11 protein-coding genes and 1 pseudogene are annotated in these 17,868 nt (G+C 71.7%); 7 read left to right on the top strand and 5 right to left on the bottom strand.

Features of this window, described 5'->3' with window-relative positions; all coding sequences use genetic code 11:
- Window positions 1–24: 24 nt before the first annotated feature.
- Window positions 25–1,083, bottom strand: coding sequence for a LysR family transcriptional regulator (locus tag ABFY07_RS28995; RefSeq protein ID WP_346177330.1), 1,059 nt, complete (start codon window positions 1,081–1,083; stop codon window positions 25–27).
- A 274-nt stretch (window positions 1,084–1,357) separates the two neighbouring features.
- On the opposite strand from ABFY07_RS28995, the gene ligD reads away from it, so the two are divergent.
- Window positions 1,358–2,362 (top strand): non-homologous end-joining DNA ligase, encoded by a 1,005-nt coding sequence (gene ligD / locus ABFY07_RS28990; RefSeq protein WP_346177329.1) that lies wholly within the window; start codon window positions 1,358–1,360, stop codon window positions 2,360–2,362.
- 189 nt (window positions 2,363–2,551) lie between these two features.
- On the opposite strand, the gene ABFY07_RS28985 is transcribed toward ligD, so the two are convergent.
- Window positions 2,552–4,627: a PhoX family protein gene (locus tag ABFY07_RS28985; protein ID WP_346177328.1), complete on the bottom strand. Its 2,076-nt coding sequence runs from the start codon at window positions 4,625–4,627 to the stop codon at window positions 2,552–2,554.
- 239 nt (window positions 4,628–4,866) lie between these two features.
- Here ABFY07_RS28985 and ABFY07_RS28980 point away from each other — a divergent pair, with 239 nt between their 5' ends.
- From ABFY07_RS28980 to ABFY07_RS28965, 4 genes are all read left to right on the top strand, one after another.
- Window positions 4,867–6,942, top strand: coding sequence for a vWA domain-containing protein (locus ABFY07_RS28980; protein WP_346177327.1), 2,076 nt, complete (start codon window positions 4,867–4,869; stop codon window positions 6,940–6,942).
- Window positions 6,943–7,197: 255 nt separating this feature from the next.
- Window positions 7,198–8,955, top strand: coding sequence for a methionine--tRNA ligase (gene metG, locus ABFY07_RS28975; protein ID WP_346177326.1), 1,758 nt, complete (start codon window positions 7,198–7,200; stop codon window positions 8,953–8,955).
- Window positions 8,956–9,041: 86 nt separating this feature from the next.
- Window positions 9,042–9,488: a DNA-binding response regulator gene (locus ABFY07_RS28970; RefSeq protein WP_346177325.1), complete on the top strand. Its 447-nt coding sequence runs from the start codon at window positions 9,042–9,044 to the stop codon at window positions 9,486–9,488.
- Window positions 9,489–9,591: 103 nt separating this feature from the next.
- Window positions 9,592–10,065, top strand: coding sequence for a carboxymuconolactone decarboxylase family protein (locus tag ABFY07_RS28965; protein ID WP_065962214.1), 474 nt, complete (start codon window positions 9,592–9,594; stop codon window positions 10,063–10,065).
- Window positions 10,066–10,170: 105 nt separating this feature from the next.
- On the opposite strand, the gene ABFY07_RS28960 is transcribed toward ABFY07_RS28965, so the two are convergent.
- The gene (locus tag ABFY07_RS28960) at window positions 10,171–10,974 is read right to left on the bottom strand and encodes a L,D-transpeptidase family protein (protein ID WP_346177341.1); all 804 of its coding nucleotides are present in this window, start codon (window positions 10,972–10,974) and stop codon (window positions 10,171–10,173) included.
- Between the two features lie 98 nt (window positions 10,975–11,072).
- Window positions 11,073–12,920, bottom strand: coding sequence for an aspartate--tRNA ligase (aspS, locus tag ABFY07_RS28955; protein ID WP_346177324.1), 1,848 nt, complete (start codon window positions 12,918–12,920; stop codon window positions 11,073–11,075).
- A gap of 119 nt (window positions 12,921–13,039) precedes the next feature.
- Between aspS and ABFY07_RS28950 the strand changes: the two genes are divergently transcribed.
- Both ABFY07_RS28950 and ABFY07_RS28945 read left to right on the top strand, forming a co-directional pair.
- Entirely contained in the window at window positions 13,040–15,298 is a 2,259-nt protein-coding gene (locus ABFY07_RS28950) for an ATP-binding SpoIIE family protein phosphatase (protein WP_346177323.1), read from the top strand.
- Between the two features lie 867 nt (window positions 15,299–16,165).
- A pseudogene (locus ABFY07_RS28945) lies at window positions 16,166–16,531 on the top strand (hypothetical protein).
- Between the two features lie 118 nt (window positions 16,532–16,649).
- Here the strand turns inward: ABFY07_RS28945 and ABFY07_RS28940 are convergent.
- Window positions 16,650–17,810 (bottom strand): Dyp-type peroxidase, encoded by a 1,161-nt coding sequence (locus ABFY07_RS28940; RefSeq protein WP_346177322.1) that lies wholly within the window; start codon window positions 17,808–17,810, stop codon window positions 16,650–16,652.
- Window positions 17,811–17,868: the final 58 nt, after the last annotated feature.

Raw genomic sequence — 17,868 nt, 5'->3', positions numbered from 1 at the left:
CAGGCGCGGCTCAGGGGCCCGGGCTCAGCTCTCGCTCGGGTGGTAGGAGTTGGCCAGCTCGAACGGGTCCGGCTCCAGACCCTCGGTCGGCCAGCGCTGCTCCCGCCGCCACTGCTCGTTCTCCAGCGCCAGCGCGTCCCACAGCAGATTGAGCGGGTGGCTCGGGTCGTAGTGGGCGCGCTCCCCGCGCCGGGTGAAGGCGCCGAGCAGCACCTCGAGCCGCGGCCCGGTGTCGTTGACCAGCTCGACGGCCCGCAGCCCGCGCCCGTACGCCGCCCGGGGGTCGCCGGCCGCGTCGGCCACGCCCTTGGTGACCAGCATGCAGCCGCGCAGCAGGCCCGAGCGCAACAGCTCGAAGCCGTACGTCACGGTGTCGATCTCGGCGGCGATGTGCAGCCTGTTGCGGTAGTCGGCGCCGAACCAGGTGTGCAGCACCCCCGCCATCAGGCCACTGGCCGAGACGACGAGCGGAAGCGTGCGCAGCTCGCTGCTCTCGACGGTCGGGCCGGGCAGCCGGGAGGGCGGCAGATTGGTCAGCAGCGACACCCCGCTGCGGCGCCACTCCATCACGTCGAAGGCGTCGAGTTCGTCGTGGCCGGCGTCCGCCTGGGGGCTGGTCACCACGGACCCGCAGACCAGGTCCACGTCCTTGGCCCGCAGCTTGGCCAGCACGTCGCGGGTGCGGACATGCCCGACCTTGAGCTCGATGCCGCGCCGCCCGAACTCCTCGGCCACCCGCTCGCCGGCCCCCGCGAGATAGCCGAGGGTGAATCGCGTGGTGCCCACCATCAGGGTTCTGCCCAGGCGGCGCCGGGATTCGTGGATGCCCTCCAGCCAGTCGCCGAGCGTGCCCCGCGCCAGTTCGACGAGGGCCTCTCCGGTGCCGGTGAACAGCACGTCCTTGCCGCGGCCCTGCTTGAGGACGAGCGGTTCGCCGCACAGGTCCCGGAAGTTGCGGTTCATCGTGTCCAGCTGCTTCTGCACGCTCGACTGTTCCCGGCCGAGCACCCGCGCGGCGCCCAGCGCGGTACCCGCCTCATGCACCACGATCAGCGTGCGGAGCTGGTCCATCGTGGTGTCCATGAGCGCGAGCGGGCTCTGCAGCAGCCTGCTTCGCCCGTTGGCCGTCGGCGGTCCGACCGGCCCGGGTCCAGCCATGAATCCGTCTCGCTTTCCAACTCTTCCTGATTTGTGGACTCACGAGTTTAGCCCCGGGATGCTTGATCAGGCGGTCGACTTTTTATCGGCCCGGGTTCACCGGCGGCTCATTCCGGATAAGCGCGGATTTACCGTCCCCATGCGCGTACGGCGAGCCGATCCCGTTTACGCGCGGCGGGCCGGGTTACTCGCCGAGGATATGAGTGATACGAAGGAGCGTTCGAAGACCGAGGTCAGGGCCGGTCGGCGCACCGTCCCCATCAGCCGCCCGGAAAAAGTGCTCTTCCCCGGCGGCCCCGGCGGCCCCGGCGGCCCGGACCACTCCGGCGACGGAATCACCAAGTCCGATCTCGTCGACCACTACCGCGCGGTCTCCCGCCTCATGCTCCCGCACCTGCGCGGACGCCCGCTGATGATGGAACGTCATCCGGACGGGATCCGCGGCCGGCCGCTGATGCAGAAGAACGCCCCCGACCACTTCCCGGACTGGATCCACCGCGCCGTCATGCCCAAGGAGGGCGGCGAGGTCACCCATGTGGTCTGCGACGACATCGCCACCCTCGTCTACCTGGCCGGCCAGGCCTGCGTCACCCCGCACCGCTGGCTCTCCCGCGCGGACCGGCCGCACCACCCCGACCGCCTCGTCTTCGACCTCGACCCGCCCCCGGACGCGGGCTTCGAAGAGGTCCGCTGGGCGGCCCGGCGGATGTGCGCGCTGCTGGGCGAGGTCGGGCTGCCCGGCCTGCTGATGACCACCGGCTCGCGCGGGCTGCACGTGGTCGTCGCCCTCGACCGCCGCGAGGACTTCGACTCCGTACGGGACTTCGCGCGGGACGCGGCCGACCTGCTCGCCGCCCGCCACCCCGACCGGCTGACCACCGAGCCGCGCAAGGCCAAGCGGGCCGGCCGGCTCTACCTCGACACCCAGCGCAACGGCTACGCGCAGACCGCGGTCGCCCCGTACGCCGTGCGCGCCCGCCCCGGCGCCCCGGTCGCCACGCCGATCGCCGCCGAGGAGCTGGACGACCCGGAGCTGAGGGCCGACCGCTGGACCCTGCGCACGATCGGCGAGCGGCTGGAGCGCGACCCCTGGGCGGGCGCCGGCACGAGGGGCCGCTCGCTGAACGCACCGCGGCGGCGATTGGCGGAATTGTCCCGCGAGACGCTTCCGGACGACGGGGATTCCCGCAGGAACGGAAACTGACCCGGACGCCAGTTGAATTAATCTCCGGGACAATTTCCGCCGCGATGAATTACCCGATATTCCGGCGGACCGGAAGAGCAGAGGCCGGTGATCAGAGGCCGGTGATCAGAGGCCAGTGCTCGGACGCCAGTGCTCGGACGCCAGTGCTCGGACGCCAGTGCTCGGACGCCAGTGCTCGGACGCCGGCGATCAGACGCCGATGTTCCCGCCGTCGCGCCGCCACACGCTGATCACCGACGGACGGGTCAGCTTGCCCGGGCCGTCGGGCCAGGTGGACGCGGGCTTCTCCACGCTCGCGCCGTCCACCTCGCCCGGGTGCTGCACCGCCACCAGCACCCGCCGGTCCTGGACGATCGGCCCGCAGGTCTCGGCGCCGGTCGGCACGGTCAGGAACTGCTTGACCTCACCGCGCCTGCTGCCGGCCGTCGCCACCCCGAACAGCCCGTCGTGGCTGCCCAGCGCGTTGCCGTCGGTGGAGATCCACAGGTTGCCGTGCGCGTCGAAGGTGATGTTGTCCGGGCAGGAGATCGGCGAGACCTGGTCCTTCGGGAAGCCGCCGAAGTACGTGCTCGGGTCCGCCGGGTCGCCGCACACCAGGAACAGTCGCCAGCCGAACCGGCGGGCCGCCGGGTCGCCCCAGCGCTCGGTCAGCTCCAGGATCTGGCCGTGCTTGTTGCCGTTGCGCGGGTTCGCCTCATCGGCCGGGGCCTTGCCCGCCTTGCCGCGGTCGCTGTTGTTGGTCAGCGCGACATACACCTTGCCGGTGCGCGGGCTGGGCTCGACGTCCTCCGGGCGGTCCATCTTCGTCGCCCCCACCTTGTCGGCGGCCAGCCGCGTGAAGACGTAGACCTCCTCGGCCGTCATCCCCTCCACGTACGAGGTCGTGCCGCTCGCCAGCGGGATCCACTCGCCCGAGCCGTCGAACTCGCCGTCCTCCGGCAGCTTCCCGCTGCCGTCGATCTCCCCGGCCGGGCTGTCGCCCGTGAACTTGGCGACGTACAGCGTGCCCTCGTCGAGCAGCGTCCGGTTGTGCTCGCGCGCGGCCCGGCTGTCGCCCTTCATCATCCGCTTCGACGAGACGAACTTGTAGAAGTAGTCGAACTTTTCGTCGTCGCCCATGTAGAGAACCGGCCGGCCGTCCGCGGTCAGCCGGGGCTCGGCCGCCTCGTGCTTGAACCGCCCCAGCGCGGTCAGCTTGCGCGGGGTGGACTCCGGGTCGTACGGGTCGATCTCGATGACCCACCCGAAGCGGTGGGGCTCGTTGGGCTCCTGGGCCACGTCGAAGCGCTTGTCGAAACGCTCCCACTTGCGCTCGGTGGCCGCGCCCGCGATGCCGTAGCGCTTGAGCCGGGCGGCGGTGGCCGGGTCCGTCACCGAGCCGCCGTTGGCGAAGTACTGGTTGAAGTTCTCCTCGCCCGACAGGACCGTGCCCCACGGGGTGATCCCGCCACCGCAGTTGTTCAGCGTCCCCAGGATCCGCTTCCCCGTCGGGTCCGCCGACGTCCGCAGCAGCTTGCTGCCCGCCGCCGGGCCCGTCACCTCGAACGGCGTGGTCGCGGTGATCCGCCGGTTGAGGCGGTGCCGCGGCACGGCGGTCAACTTGCCCAGCCTGCGGTCCTCCTCCGTCACCAGCACCGACAGACCGTGCGCCGCCCAGGCGACCTCGGCCTGCTCACGGGTCGGGTTCGCCGCGTCGTACCCGGCGAACATCAGCACCTCGTCGGTGTACTCGTGGTTGACCACCAGCAGCTGACGACCGCGCTCACGCGGCACGTCCAGCACGGCCATGTAGTCGTTGTTGTAACCGAACTGGCCCGCCTGCGCCTTCGCGGACTGGTTGGCCGGGTCGAACGCGGGCGCCCCGCGGAGGATCGGGTCGCCCCAGCGGATCACCACGTTCTGGTCATGGCCCTCGGCCACCACGACGGCGTCCGTGGTGTTGGGCGCGACCGGCGAGAACCGCAGGCCGCGGGCCGCCTTCCCCGCGCCCTTGCCGGCGCCCCGCGCCCCGGCCTGCCCCTCGGCCGCGACGGCCTCCGGCGCCCGCCCCACCGCGGTCACCCCGGCCGCCGCCGCCACCGACACCACCGCGCCGGCGCGCAGCACCGAACGGCGCGACAGCGCACCGGCTATGACATCCCCGATGTAGGGGTTCCCACTGGTGTTCGGCACCTCGTGGAAGCAGGCGTCCCCACAGCGGTACCGGCAGGTCAGCGCGGAACGACCGCCCGGGTGCGAGCCGATGAGCGGCAGGAGCTTGCGCACGTCTTTCCCTCCGTACGGATTGACCGGCGCGCAGCCCGCGCCACCACGGCCTCAGAAGCCATCCGCGGCGAAGCTATGGGCGTAGAGCCGCGAGCCGACGACGGTCGCCTGAACCGGGAGTGAACGACGGGTAACCGGAATCGGCAGCGGAGGACCGCTGAGCGGCCCGCTAGCCTTTCCGCACCACGGACATGTACTACCGCCATGCCCCGGCACTCGACACGTGAGAGGTATCTCCCATGGCCATACGGGATCTACTGCGCAAAGTTTTCGGACGCTCCCGCAAGCCACGGGTCGACGATTCGGCTGCGCCGGAAGGGGCGGTTGTCCCGGACACCGCCCAGGAGCCGCCCGCCTCCACCCCCGAGCCCGAGCCCAAGCCCGAGCCTGCCTCTGAGCCCAAGCCAGAGCCCGAGCCCGCCTCTGAGCCCGAGCCCGCCCCGGCGGCCTCGGCCCCGTCCGCCTCCTCCACCCAGTCGGAGGACGAGGACCTCGTGGCCCACCACCCCTCCCTCACCGAACCGCTGAAGACGCTCGACGAGATCCTGGAGTCCTCCGCCACGCCGGAGTCGGCGTCGGCCTCGATGTCGGCCTCGACGTCGGCCTCCAAGGAGGAGGCGCCGGCCGAGGCGGCCGTGGAAGCGGAGCTGAAGCGGGACACCGCCGACGAGAAGCCGGCGGTCGCCGCCGAAGCCGAGCCTGTCGAGCCGGAGGCGGACACCCCAGCCGAGACCGCCAAGGCCGAAGCCGACGCCGAGCCGAAGCAGGAAGCCGCCGCCGAAGCGGAACCCGCAGCGAAGCCCGCCGAGCCGGACGCCGCCAAGACCGAACCCGAGGCCGACGCCCCCGCCGAGCCGGACGCGGCCAAGACCGAGACCGCCGAGGCCGGGACCACCGAGGCCGAGGCCGCCCCGAGCGCCCCCTCGGAAGCGGAACAGGAAGCCGCCGACGAGCCGGCCCCCGCCCCGAACGCCGAGGCCGAGGGCGAGGGCGAGGCCGCCCCGGAGGCCGCCGCCGAGCCGCAGCAGGAGACCGACAAGACGGCCGAGGCGGAGACGGAAACCGCCACCGAGCCGGACGCGACGGAGACCGAGGCCCAGGCCGACACCGCCAGCGAGCCCGCCGAGGCCGAGGCACAGCCGACCCCCGCCACGGAAGCGGAGCAGGCGACCGAAGACGCGACCGAGCCCGCCAAGACCGACACGGCGAACACCGACGCCGAGGCCGACGCCTCCGCCGCACCGACCAAGACCGACGCGCAAGACACCCCAGCCGCCGGCGCTGCCGACGCGGCCGAGCCCGAGACGGCCCCGGAGCCCGCCGCCGAAGCGGAAGCCGACGCCACCGCCGAGTCGGCCAAGACCGGACCGGAAAAGGACCCGGAGCCCGCCGAGCCGGCCAAGGCCGACGCGGCAGACGCGGCCGAGACCGCCCCCGCGCCCGCCACCGACGCGGCCGACGCCACCGACTCCGCCGAGCCCGAGACCGCCCCCGCGCCCGCCACCGACGCGGCCGACGCCACCGACTCCGCCGAGCCCGAGACCGCCCCCGCGCCCACCCCCACCCCCGAAACCGCGAAGGCCACCGACGCGGCCGGCGCCGCGATCTCGCTCGCCGATGTGGAGAGCCGCGCGCCGGGGCTGGTGAGTCTGTACAAGTCCGCCGCCGAGGCCCTGACGGAGAAGGGGCTCGCCGGGCGGCGGGCGGCCGTCTATCTCGTGTTGGACCGGTCGGGGTCGATGCGGAACTACTACAAGGACGGCACCGTCCAGCACCTCGCCGAGCAGGCCCTCGCCCTGTCCGCGAACCTGGACGACGACGGCACCGTCCCGGTCGTGTTCTTCTCCACGGACATCGACGGCACGGCCGACATCGACCTGGCCAACTACGGCGGCCGGATCGAGGAGCTGCACTCCTCGCTCGGCCACATGGGCCGTACGAACTACCACCACGCGATCAAGGCGGTCATCGACCACTACGAGGCGTCCGGCACCACCGACCCCGCGTTCGTGATCTTCCAGACGGACGGCGCGCCCACCAGCAAGCCGGCCGCCGAGAAGGCGCTGTGCGAGGCGGCGCGGCTGCCGATCTTCTGGCAGTTCATCGGGTTCGGCGACCCGGCGGCGAAGGGGTTCGACTTCCTGCGGAAGCTGGACGAGCTGGCGGTGCCGGAGAAGCGGGTGGTGGACAACGCGGGGTTCTTCCACGCGGGCCAGGACCCGCGCGCGCTGTCCGACGCGGAGCTGTACGGGCAGCTGATGGTCGAGTTCCCGGAGTGGCTGCGGGAGGCGCGCGAGGCGGGCGTGCTGAGCTGACCGCGTAAGCGGAACACCGCGTAAGCGGAAGACCATGTAAGCGGAACACCGCGTAAGCGGAACGAGCGAACCGGGGACGGACAACGACGCGGGGGCCACCCGCGCGGCGCGGAAAACGCCGCGCGGGTGGCCCCCGCCGCTCGGATACGATAATGGCGGCTCGCAGAGCAGCTCGGCACAGAGCTCACAGAACTCACAGAATGCTGCTCGCAGAGCGACATGTCACCCACTGCATCGACCCGGGAGCAGCCCGCGATGGCTCGACACCTCATCACCAGCGCCCTTCCCTACATCAACGGGATCAAGCACCTGGGCAACATGGTGGGGTCCATGCTCCCGGCCGACGTCTACGCCCGCTATATGCGCCAGCGGGGCCATGACGTCCTCTACATCTGCGCGACGGACGAGCACGGCACCCCCGCCGAGCTGGCCGCCAAGGAGGCGGGCCTGCCGGTGGACGAGTTCTGCGCGCAGCAGCACGACGCGCAGAAGGCGGTCTACGACGGCTTCGGCCTGGCGTTCGACTACTTCGGCCGCAGCTCCTCCGCGCAGAACGTGGAGATCACCCAGACCGTCGCGCGCGAGCTGAAGGCCAACGGCTTCATCGAGGAGCGCTCGATCCGCCAGGTGTACTCCAACGCCGACGGCCGCTTCCTCCCCGACCGCTACATCGAGGGCACCTGCCCGCACTGCGGCTACGACAAGGCGCGCGGCGACCAGTGCGAGAACTGCACCCGCGTGCTGGACCCGACCGACCTGATCAATCCGCGCTCGGCGATCAGCGGCAGCAGCGATCTGGAGGTGCGGGAGACCAAGCACCTGTTCCTGCTCCAGTCGAAGCTGGCGGGCGAGGTCGCGGCGTGGGTGGACGAGCACGGCAAGGACTGGCCGACGCTCGCGTCGTCGATCGCCCGCAAGTGGCTCAACGAGGGGCTCCAGGACCGGGCGATCACCCGTGACCTGGACTGGGGCGTGCCGGTGCCGGCCGACACCTGGCCGGACCTCGCCGCCGAGGGCAAGGTCTTCTACGTGTGGTTCGACGCCCCGATCGAGTACATCGGCGCGACGAAGGAGTGGTCGGACCAGGACCCGGCGAACCGCGACTGGAAGTCGTGGTGGTACGACGTGGACCGGACGGTCCGCTACACGGAGTTCATGGCCAAGGACAACGTCCCGTTCCACACCGTGATGTTCCCGGCGACGCTGCTGGGCACCCGCGACAAGTGGAAGAAGGTCGACTACGTCAAGGCGTTCAACTGGCTGACGTACTACGGCGGCAAGTTCTCGACCTCCCAGAAGCGCGGGGTGTTCACCGACGCCGCGCTGGACGTGCTGCCGGCCGACTACTGGCGCTACTTCCTGATGGCGAACGCCCCGGAGTCGGACGACACGTCCTTCACCTGGGAGCACTTCGCCGCCACGGTCAACAAGGACCTGGCCGACACCCTCGGCAACTTCGTCAACCGCGTGCTGTCCTTCTCCCGCAAGCGGTTCGGCGACGAGGTCCCGGCCGGGAAGGCCGCCGGGGAGGCCGAGGCGCGCCTGGGCGAGGAGATCGCGCGGCTGCTCGCGGAGTACGAGGAGCACATGGACGCGCTGCAGTTCCGCAAGGCCGCGGCCGCGCTGCGCGCCCTGTGGAGCGCGGGCAACTCCTACCTGGAGGAGAAGGCGCCCTGGCTGGAGATCAAGACCGACCAGGAGGGCGCGGCCCTCACCCTCCGTACGGCGATGAACCTGATCCATCTCTACGCGGTCGTCTCGGAGCCGTTCATCCCGGCCTCCGCGCGGGCCATGCGGTCGGCGTTCTCGCTGGCGGACGACACGGCGCGGTGGGTGAGCCAGGAGGAGGCCAAGGCGCTCGCGTCGGTCCCGGCCGGCACGGCCTTCACCGTGCCGCCGGTGCTCTTCGCAAAGATCGGCGAGGAGGACCTGGAGGCCTACCGGGAGCGCTTCGGCGGCACGGAGGCGCAGGCGGGCGGCGGTGTGGAGGCCGAGGGCAAGCCCGTCGGGTGACGGGCGGCCGTTGATCGCCCGACAACCGTTCGTTTAGCGCGTTCGACCAGCCTGTGGAGTCCATCCATAGGAGGTCGAGGAGCGCAGTGCCCGACGCACCACGTGTCACGGTGACGGTCCACGGCCCCGACCCGCTCTCGCGGGCCGGGGTCGTGCGTCATCTGCGGCACGAGCCCACCATCGAACTGATCGACCGGCCGCGCCCTTTCGGCGACGCGTTCGGCGACGCGTTCGGCGACGAGCCGCGCGGCACCGTGGCCGTCATGCTCGCCGAGCGCCTGGACGCGCGCGCGGGCGCCGAGCTGCGCCGCCTGGTGCGGGGCGGTGAGCAGCGGGTGGTGCTGGTCACCGGCGAGCTGCGCGAGACGGAGCTGATGGCGGTCGTGGAGTACGGCGTACGGGCGGTGCTCTGGCAGCACCGGGCCACCCCGAGGCGTCTGCTGCGGGCCGTGCACCGGGCCGCCCGCGCGGCGCGCACGGACCCGTGCGGGGTGGACCAGCGGCTGACCGAGCACTTCGTCCAGCAACCCTGAGGGCGAGACGCAGGTCACATCCCCTTCACCCGTCCGGATGTCACATCTCCCGCGGCCGGCCCGTCAGTGCTGTGTAACCGTCGGAACGGCGAAGGAGATCACCATGGACGCCCGTCTCAACCTCTACGGCAACCCCGTCGCGGCCAAGTTCGCGAAGTTCATCAACTCGGCGGGCAAGGTCCTGTCGGACTCGACCCTGCCGGCCGCCACCCAGGAGCTGGTGAAGATCCGCGCCAGCCAGATCAACGGCTGCGGCTTCTGCACCGACATGCACACCAAAGACGCCGCGCACGCCGGGGAGACCTCGGTGCGCCTCAACCTGATCGCCGCCTGGAGGGAGGCCAAGGTCTTCACCGAGGCCGAGCGCGCCGCCCTGGAGCTGACCGAGCAGGGCACCCGTATCGCCGACGCGGCCGGCGGCGTCACCGACGAGGCCTGGGCCGACGCCGCCAAGCACTACGACGAGGACCAGCTCGCCGCCCTGGTCTCCCTCATCGCCCTCATCAACACCTACAACCGGATGAACGTGATCATCCAGCAGCCCGCCGGCGACTACCAGCCCGGCCAGTTCGGCTGACGGCGGGCCCGGGGACGGCCTGGGGACGATCTGGGACAGCCCGTGACGGCACGGGGACGGCCCGGCGACGACCCGGGGACGGCCGGGGGACGGCCAGGATCCGGCTCAGCGGGCCAGGGACGCCGCGTCGCCCATCACCACGACGGGGTGCCGCTCCGGGTCCAGGACGCGCAGGAGCTTCTTCATGTGCTTCTTCGAGATGCTGACGCAACCCTGCGTGGGACCGCCGTGGTCCACGTGGAACCAGATGCCGCCGCCCCGCTTCTGGCCCCGGGGTCTGGTCCAGTCGCGGGGGGAGGTGCCCGCCTTGCGGTTGTAGTTGATGGCGACGACGTAGTCGAAGGACCCGGCGAGCGGCTCGCCCTCGAAGCCGGTGCCGCCGATCGTGAAGCCGCCGGCCGAGTGGTCGTACGGCAGCCGGGTGCCGGGGTCGGGCAGGCGGCCGCCCGCGTCGGTGAGGGGGAAGACGCCGATCGGGGAGCGCAGGTCGCCGCCGACGTGGTGGTCGGTCCAGCCCTTGCGGGCGTTGTGGGCGTCCCAGGTGGCGACGGCCCGCCAGTCGGCGCCCGCGGCCATGTCCGGGTCGCCGTCGGGGTTGCGCCGCTGGTAGACCACGACGGTGGAGCGGGAGGAGTCGCGGCCCTCGCCGGTCACGACCACCACCTGACGGGCGTCGCCGGGCACCTGGGCGAGGGTGCGGGGGCCGAGCCCGGGCAGCAGGCGGTCCCGCAGCGCGGGGGAGGCGGGGCGGCGGGCCTGGTCGCCGGGGCCCGGCGCGCCGCCGCGCTTCTCGGCGTCCGCGGCGGCGCCTGCCCTGGGCTCGGCTCCACCGGACGGGGTCCCCGCGGAAGCCCCGCAGCCGGCGAGCACGGCGACGGCGAGGGCCGCGGCGAGGGCCGTGCGCACCATGACGACCTTCAGATTGTCATTCACATTCAGGGAACCCGTTGGGCCCGGGACCTGGTTGCCCCGCGATCCGCCGGAAGCGGACGCGGGGCCTGCCCGCACTACTTTCCGGCCTCGTCAGCCTTGCCGGTCTTCTCCGCTCCGGCCTTCTCCGCTCCGGTCTTCTCCGCTCCGGCCTTCTCCGCCTGCTTGATCTGCGGCTTGCGGATCGACAGGTGCAGCTCCCGCAGCCGCGCCTCGTCCACCTCGCTGGGCGCGCCCATCAGCAGGTCCTGCGCGTTGCCGTTGAGCGGGAAGGCGATGGTCTCGCGGATGTTGGGCTCGTCGGCCAGCAGCATCACGATGCGGTCCACGCCGGGCGCGATGCCGCCGTGCGGCGGGGCGCCGAAGTGGAAGGCGCGCAGCATGCCGCCGAACTCACGCTCGACCTCTTCCCGGGAGTAGCCCGCGATCTCGAACGCCTTGTACATCACGTCCGGCTCGTGGTTCCGGATGGCGCCCGAGGACAGCTCCACGCCGTTGCAGACGATGTCGTACTGCCACGCCAGAATGTCCAGCGGGTCCTTGGTCCGCAGCGCCTCCAGGCCGCCCTGCGGCATGGAGAAGGGGTTGTGCGAGAACTCGATCTGGCCGGTGTCCTCGTTCCGCTCGAACATCGGGAAGTCGACGATCCAGCAGAAGCGGAAGACGTTGTCCTCGAAGTGCCCGGCCCGGCGCGCGGCCTCGACCCGCACCGCGCCCATGATCTTGGAGACCTCGTCGAACTCTCCGGCGCCGAAGAAGACGGCCGTGCCCGGCTTGCCCTGGACCTCGGCGATCAGCTTCTCGACGTCCTCCTCGGTGAGGAACTTCGCGATCGGCCCGGTCAGCTTGGCGTCCTCGCCGATCCGGACCCAGGCCAGCCCCTTCGCGCCCTGCTCGACGGCGAACTCGCCCATCTGGTCGAAGAACTTCCGCGGCTGGTCGGCGGTGTCCGGCACGGCCAGCGCCCGCACGTGCTTGCCCGCGAAGGCCTTGAAGCCGGACTCGGCGAAGACGTGGCTGACATCCACCAGCTCCAGCTTGGCCCGCAGGTCCGGCTTGTCGGAGCCGTACTTCAGCATGGCCTCGCGGAACGGGATCCGCGGGAACGGCGAGGTGACGTGGCGGCCGTTGCCGAACTCCTCGAACAGCTCGGTCATCACCTTCTCGATGACCTGGAAGACGTCCTCCTGCTCGACGAAGCTCATCTCGACGTCGAGCTGGTAGAACTCGCCCGGCGAGCGGTCGGCGCGGGCGTCCTCGTCGCGGAAGCAGGGCGCGATCTGGAAGTAGCGGTCGAAGCCCGCGATCATCAGCAGCTGCTTGAACTGCTGCGGGGCCTGCGGCAGCGCGTAGAACTTGCCCGCGTGCAGCCGGGAGGGCACCAGGAAGTCCCGGGCGCCCTCGGGCGAGGTGGCGGACAGGATCGGGGTCGCCAGCTCGTTGAAGCCCTGCGCGGTCATCTTCTGCCGGATCGCGGAGATCACGGCGGAGCGCAGCATGATGTTGCGGTGCATGCGCTCGCGGCGCAGGTCCAGGAAGCGGTACTCCAGGCGCCGCTCCTCGTTGACCCCGTCCTCGGGGAAGACGGTGAAGGGCAGCGGGTCGGCGCCGCCGAGCACCTCGACCTCGGTGACCTCCACCTCGATCTCGCCGGTGGGCAGGTCCGGGTTGACGTTCTCCGCGCCGCGCGCGATCACCTTGCCGTCCACGCGGACGACCGTCTCCTTGGACAGCGAGCTGAGCGCCTCGTTCGCCGGGGTGTCCGGGCGCACGACCAGCTGGACCAGGCCGTAGTGGTCACGGAGATCGATGAAGAGGATGCCGCCCAGGTTCCGCCGATTGTGCAGCCAGCCGGAGAGCCGCACGTCGGTGTCGACGTCAGCGGCGCGGAGCTCGCCGCAGGTGTGGGACCGGTACCGATGCATCGTTCATCCAAGTCGTCTGGTCGGGGAGGCGTACGTACCCTCGCGAAGCTTCTGGGCAAGCCTACCGGCGCCGCGCCCTCCACTGGTAAGGCCGCTGCATATCCCCATATGGTGGCCCAATGCGCACCGAGGACCTGCTCGCCGCCATCGCGACCGGACTGTGGCGCTGGGACAGTGTCTCGGGCGCCGTGAGCTATGACGCGGAGGCGGCCCGGCTGGTGGGACTGCCGGCCGAGCCCGTCACCCTCCCCGAGTCCGCCGCCCGCGCCTGCTTCCACCCGGTGGACTGGGTCGAGATCAAGTCGATCGTGAACCTCGCCGTCGCCGAGGGCACGCTGGCCGAGGCCCGGGTGCGGGTCGTGGACGAGAAGGGCCGGGTGCTGCGTACGGTGCGCAGCCGGTGCCGGCCCGTGGTCCAGGACGGCGACCCCGGCAGGCGGGGCGCGGAGAACGGCTACGACCTGGTCGGCACCCTCCAGGAGGTGCCCGAGACGCTGCCCGGCACCTCCGCCGCGACGCTGCGCCCGGTCACCGGCGACTGGCGGCGGGGCCGCGAGGCGTTCCTGCTGGACGCGGGGCGCGCGCTGGCCGAGGCGCCCTCGACCGCCGAGGTGCTGCGGGTGGCGGCGGGCCTGTCGATGCCGGGCTTCTCGCCGGACGGGCTGGCGGTCTTCGGGGTCAGGGGCGACCGGGTCTCGCTGATCGGCCACCACGGGGACCCGGTGGGCGACGACCGCCCGTTCGCCGATCAGCCGCTGGACGCGGACTGCCCGGCCGCCGAGGTGATCCGCACCGGCCGGGCGATCTATCTGCCGGGCCCGGAGGTGTACCGGGAGCGGTTCCCCGGCTCCTGGGCGCGCGCCGGCACGGCCGGCCGCCGGGCCTGGGCCTTTCTGCCGCTGATCGACGCGGGCCGCACGATCGGCGCATGGATGGCGAGCTTCGCGCACCCGGTGTCCTTCTCGCCCGACGAGCGCTCGGTGCTCACCACGGTCGCCCGGATGCTCGCCCAGGCGCTGTCGCGCGCCTCGCTCCAGGAGACGGAGCGCGAGCTGACGGACGGGCTGCAGCGCTCGATGCTGCCCGCCGACAAGCCGGACATCCCCGGGCTCACGGTGGCCGCGCGGTATGTGCCGACGGGCGGCGGGCTCCAGGTGGGCGGCGACTGGTACGACGTGATCGGGCTGCCCTCGGGGCGTACCGCGCTGGTCATCGGCGATGTGCAGGGCCATGACGTGCGCGCGGCCGGGATCATGGGGCAGCTGCGGATCGCGGTGCGCGCGTACGCCTCGGAAGGCCACCACCCCGACGCGGTGCTCTCCCGCGCCTCCCGCTTCCTTGCCGGGCTGACCGAGCCGCCGGGCGCCGGCGGCGAGGCCGCGTACGATCCGCGCTTCGCGACCTGCCTGTACATCGAGGTGGACCCGGTCGCCGGCACGCTGGACATCGCCCGGGCGGGCCACCCCGACCCGGCGGTCCGGCTCGCCGACGGCACGATGATGATCCGCCCCACCGCGGGCGGGCTGCCGCTGGGTGTGGACCCGGACACCGACTACCCCACCACCCGGGTGGTGCTCGAGCCCGGCGAGACGCTGCTGATGTGCACGGACGGGCTGATCGAGACCGGCGGGCACGACGTGGAGACGGGCTGGGACCGGATCCGGGCGGTCTTCGAGCGGACGGCCCCGCACACCGTGGCGGCCCCGGGCGCCCCGGACGCCCCCGCCGCACCGGACACCCTGGGCGCGCCTGACACCCCGGCCGCCATGGCCGCCGCGATGGCGGCGATGACCGCCGTGACCGCCGTGGTCCCGGACGACCTGGACGCGCTCGCCGAGGCCCTGGTCCAGGCGGTGCACGGGCCGCCCTCCCACCACACCACCGGCCATCTCGCCGACCGCCGCGAGGACGACATAGCGCTGCTGCTGATCCGCCGCGACGCCGAGGTGTGCCTGGTCGGCCCGGGCTCGGCCCCGGTGCGGCGCACGGCCGCCACGGTCGCCCAGGCCGAGCCGGAGCGCATAGCCGAGGTCCGGCAGCAGCTCCGCGACATGCTCCACGACTGGGCCGACCGGGACCAGGTGGAGTCGGCGGTGCTGATGCTCTCCGAGATGGTCACCAACGTCCTGGTGCACACCGACGGCGACGCCCTGCTGGTCGCCGAGGTCAGCGGGCGGCCCGGGTCCAGGCGGCTGCGGCTGGACGTGGCCGACGGCAGCGACGAACTCCCGCACCGCCGCCGCCCGGGCGAACTGGCCTCCTCCGGGCGCGGGCTGATGCTGATGGAGGTGCTCGCCGACGCGTGGGGGGTGGATCCGCGCGGCGACGGCAAGTGCATCTGGTACGAGCTGTACGAGGCGGGGCCGGACGGCGCCTGAGTTTGCGGTGGATATGAGACAGCGACACGCCGTGATGTCGGCGTGTCGCTGTCTCATATCCACCGCAAGTTCATCGCCCGCAAGTTCATCGACGAGGCCGACCGCCTCGTCCCGCCACAGGAGAGGCCCCGCTACGGACTGAAGCGGATCGTTACGCTCGCCCAGCCGTCCGGGCTCACGTATCGCCATGTGCCGGTTTCGTCGGCCGAGAGCATTGCCTCCGAGTACAGGGCTCCGACCAGGAGCTTCCACGACTCAGACCTGGCGTGGGTACCGTCGCGTGACAGATCACGCAGAGACTTGTCGGCGTCCCTGAGCACGGCTGTACGGATGTCGACATACCGAGGACGGTCAGCGGATTCTGTGGTGACGCCGGATGCGCTGATGAACGTCCATTCGGCGTGCCAGGGGCCATCTGCCATGGGGAGAATCACTCCGGCGGAGTGCTCGCAGGGCGCGGGGTCTACGAGGGGGCCACGCCTCGCAGGCGCTGGGCGTGAAGCCTGGCGATGGCCCGTAGTTGCCGCCGCTCGTACGCCGTGGCGGGGCGCACCGAGCCGCAATGCGCCCGCCATTCGAGGCCGGTGGGGCGGGTGAGGCGGCGCCCTCGCTCCGGGGCACTCCTTCCGCCACCGGGGGGCTGTACTGATGGGCCTCGCCGTCATCGGAGCAAAGCACCATGACGTAGACCGGGTCGTGGCGTTCGGCCGTAAGGCCCTGCGGCTTGCGCAGGAGTCCGCTTCGGGCTATGTCGCCCGTAGGCTCCGGGCGCTGCGAGCTGAGTTCGGCCCACTGGCCCGCGATGGCCGGGTGGCCGAGCTGGAGACGGAGATCACCCTTGGGCAAGACGTGACGAGAGAGGCAGGCATGTCCCAGACTGAAGGTGCACGAGTGTTTCGCGAGGCGTGGATCGCCGGTGTGCGGAAGCACTTTCCCGGCGAACCGAAGCCCAGCTATGTCACGCCTTGGGACGACACCCCGGAGTGGGAGCGCCAAGCAGCTGGCTCCGTGTACGAGCAGGTGTGCCAGTTCCTCAAGCTGAGTGACGGCCACGCGTCACGCCTGTCGCGATAGCAGAAGGGACGCTTCGTCGCGACATGCTGGACGACGTAGATCTTCAAGCACTTCGAGGATCCGAAGCCCTCGTACGTGGCCGATTGGCCGGACTTGCCGGAGTGGCAGAAGGAAACCGACGCAGACATCTTCGTAGCCATCGAGAAGTCTCTGAACTGAGGCCCGCCGGGACCGCTCAGCTCTCTGTGACGCACACCCCGGTTCCGACCGGGAAACGGGGCCTGACATCGGAGATCGGCCCACTCCGGCAGGGAGGGCCGCCGGGCGGCCGGGCCGTTCAGCGGAAGAGCCGCGATCCGAGCGGGTGTTCCTCGTCGAAGCCGGGGAGGATCAGGAAGGTCGCGCTCGCGGTCGTGGTGGTGAATTCCAGCAGGGCGTCGGAGTTGTCCATCCGGGTGAGGGTGTTGGTGAAGGTCCGTATGTCGTTCTGGAAGCTGATGAAGAGCAGTCCGGGGGCGGGCGCGTCGACGCTGTAGGAGCGGCGGAGCATGAGGCCGACGCCGACCGCGGTGGAGTGCGCTCTGCGGGCGTGGGCGTCCGCCGGGACGAGGTAGCGTCCGTCCGGGGTTTTGGCGCCGAGGTCCGGGCCCGAGGCGATGGTGCCGCCGGAGAGCGGCACGCCGGTGTCCCGGCGCCGGCCGAAGACCGCTTCCTGTTCGGCGACGGACAGCTTGGCGAACCGCGGCAGGTCGAGTTCCATGCGCCGCAGGACGGCGAGGGTGCCGCCGGCGACCGGGGCCGGCCCGGCGAGCCACAGGTGGCGTTCTTGTTCGGCCTTCGTGTGGGGGCCCACGATGCCGTCGACGAAGCCGAACAGGTTGCGTGGCGCGGCGACGCCCTTCTCCACGGGCACGTTGGCACCGCGGCCCGCGGACTGCCGCCAGCGTTCGTGTATCCGGTCACCGGCCTGCTCCAGAAGCGCGGCGGCCACGACCGGCAACAGCACGGCGTCGTTGGCGCAGATCTGGATCAGCAGATCGCCGCCGCGCGCCCGGGGGGAGATCTGCTCGCGGGAGAACCGTGGCAGGTCCTTGGCGCCGGGCAGACCGGGATCGGCCATGCGCACCAGTCGGGGGCCCACCCCGATCGTCACGGTCAGATCGCCCGGCTCCAGTCCCATCAGCCGCGCGTCGGTCCCCTTGGTCAGGGTGCGGACCACCTCGCCGAGTTCGGCCAGCAACGGGCCGACGGACTTGGTGTCGACGAGGTCGGCCACCACGGCCAGCAGGTGCCGCTGGGCGGGCTGCGGCAGCGTGATGCCCGCCTGGTACCGGCCGGTCGGTGACACCGACGGGGTCGGCGCGGGGGCATCCGACCGGTCGGCCCGGTCGGGCCGGGCGGAAGGCGATTGGCACCCGGCGGAGAGGCCGACGGCGGTCACGGTGCCGGTGGCACCGAGAAACGCGCGGCGTGACGGGCGGGAGTCGGCTTTGCGCACAGTGTGAACTGTGCCATATCCGTATCAGCGCCTGCGACCCGTCAACGTCCGTGCCAGG

The organism is Streptomyces sparsogenes subsp. cuspidosporus, assembly GCF_039532705.1.
GTDB classification, from domain to species: domain Bacteria; phylum Actinomycetota; class Actinomycetes; order Streptomycetales; family Streptomycetaceae; genus Streptomyces; species Streptomyces sparsogenes.
This window is presented reverse-complemented; position numbering and strand designations above follow the sequence as displayed.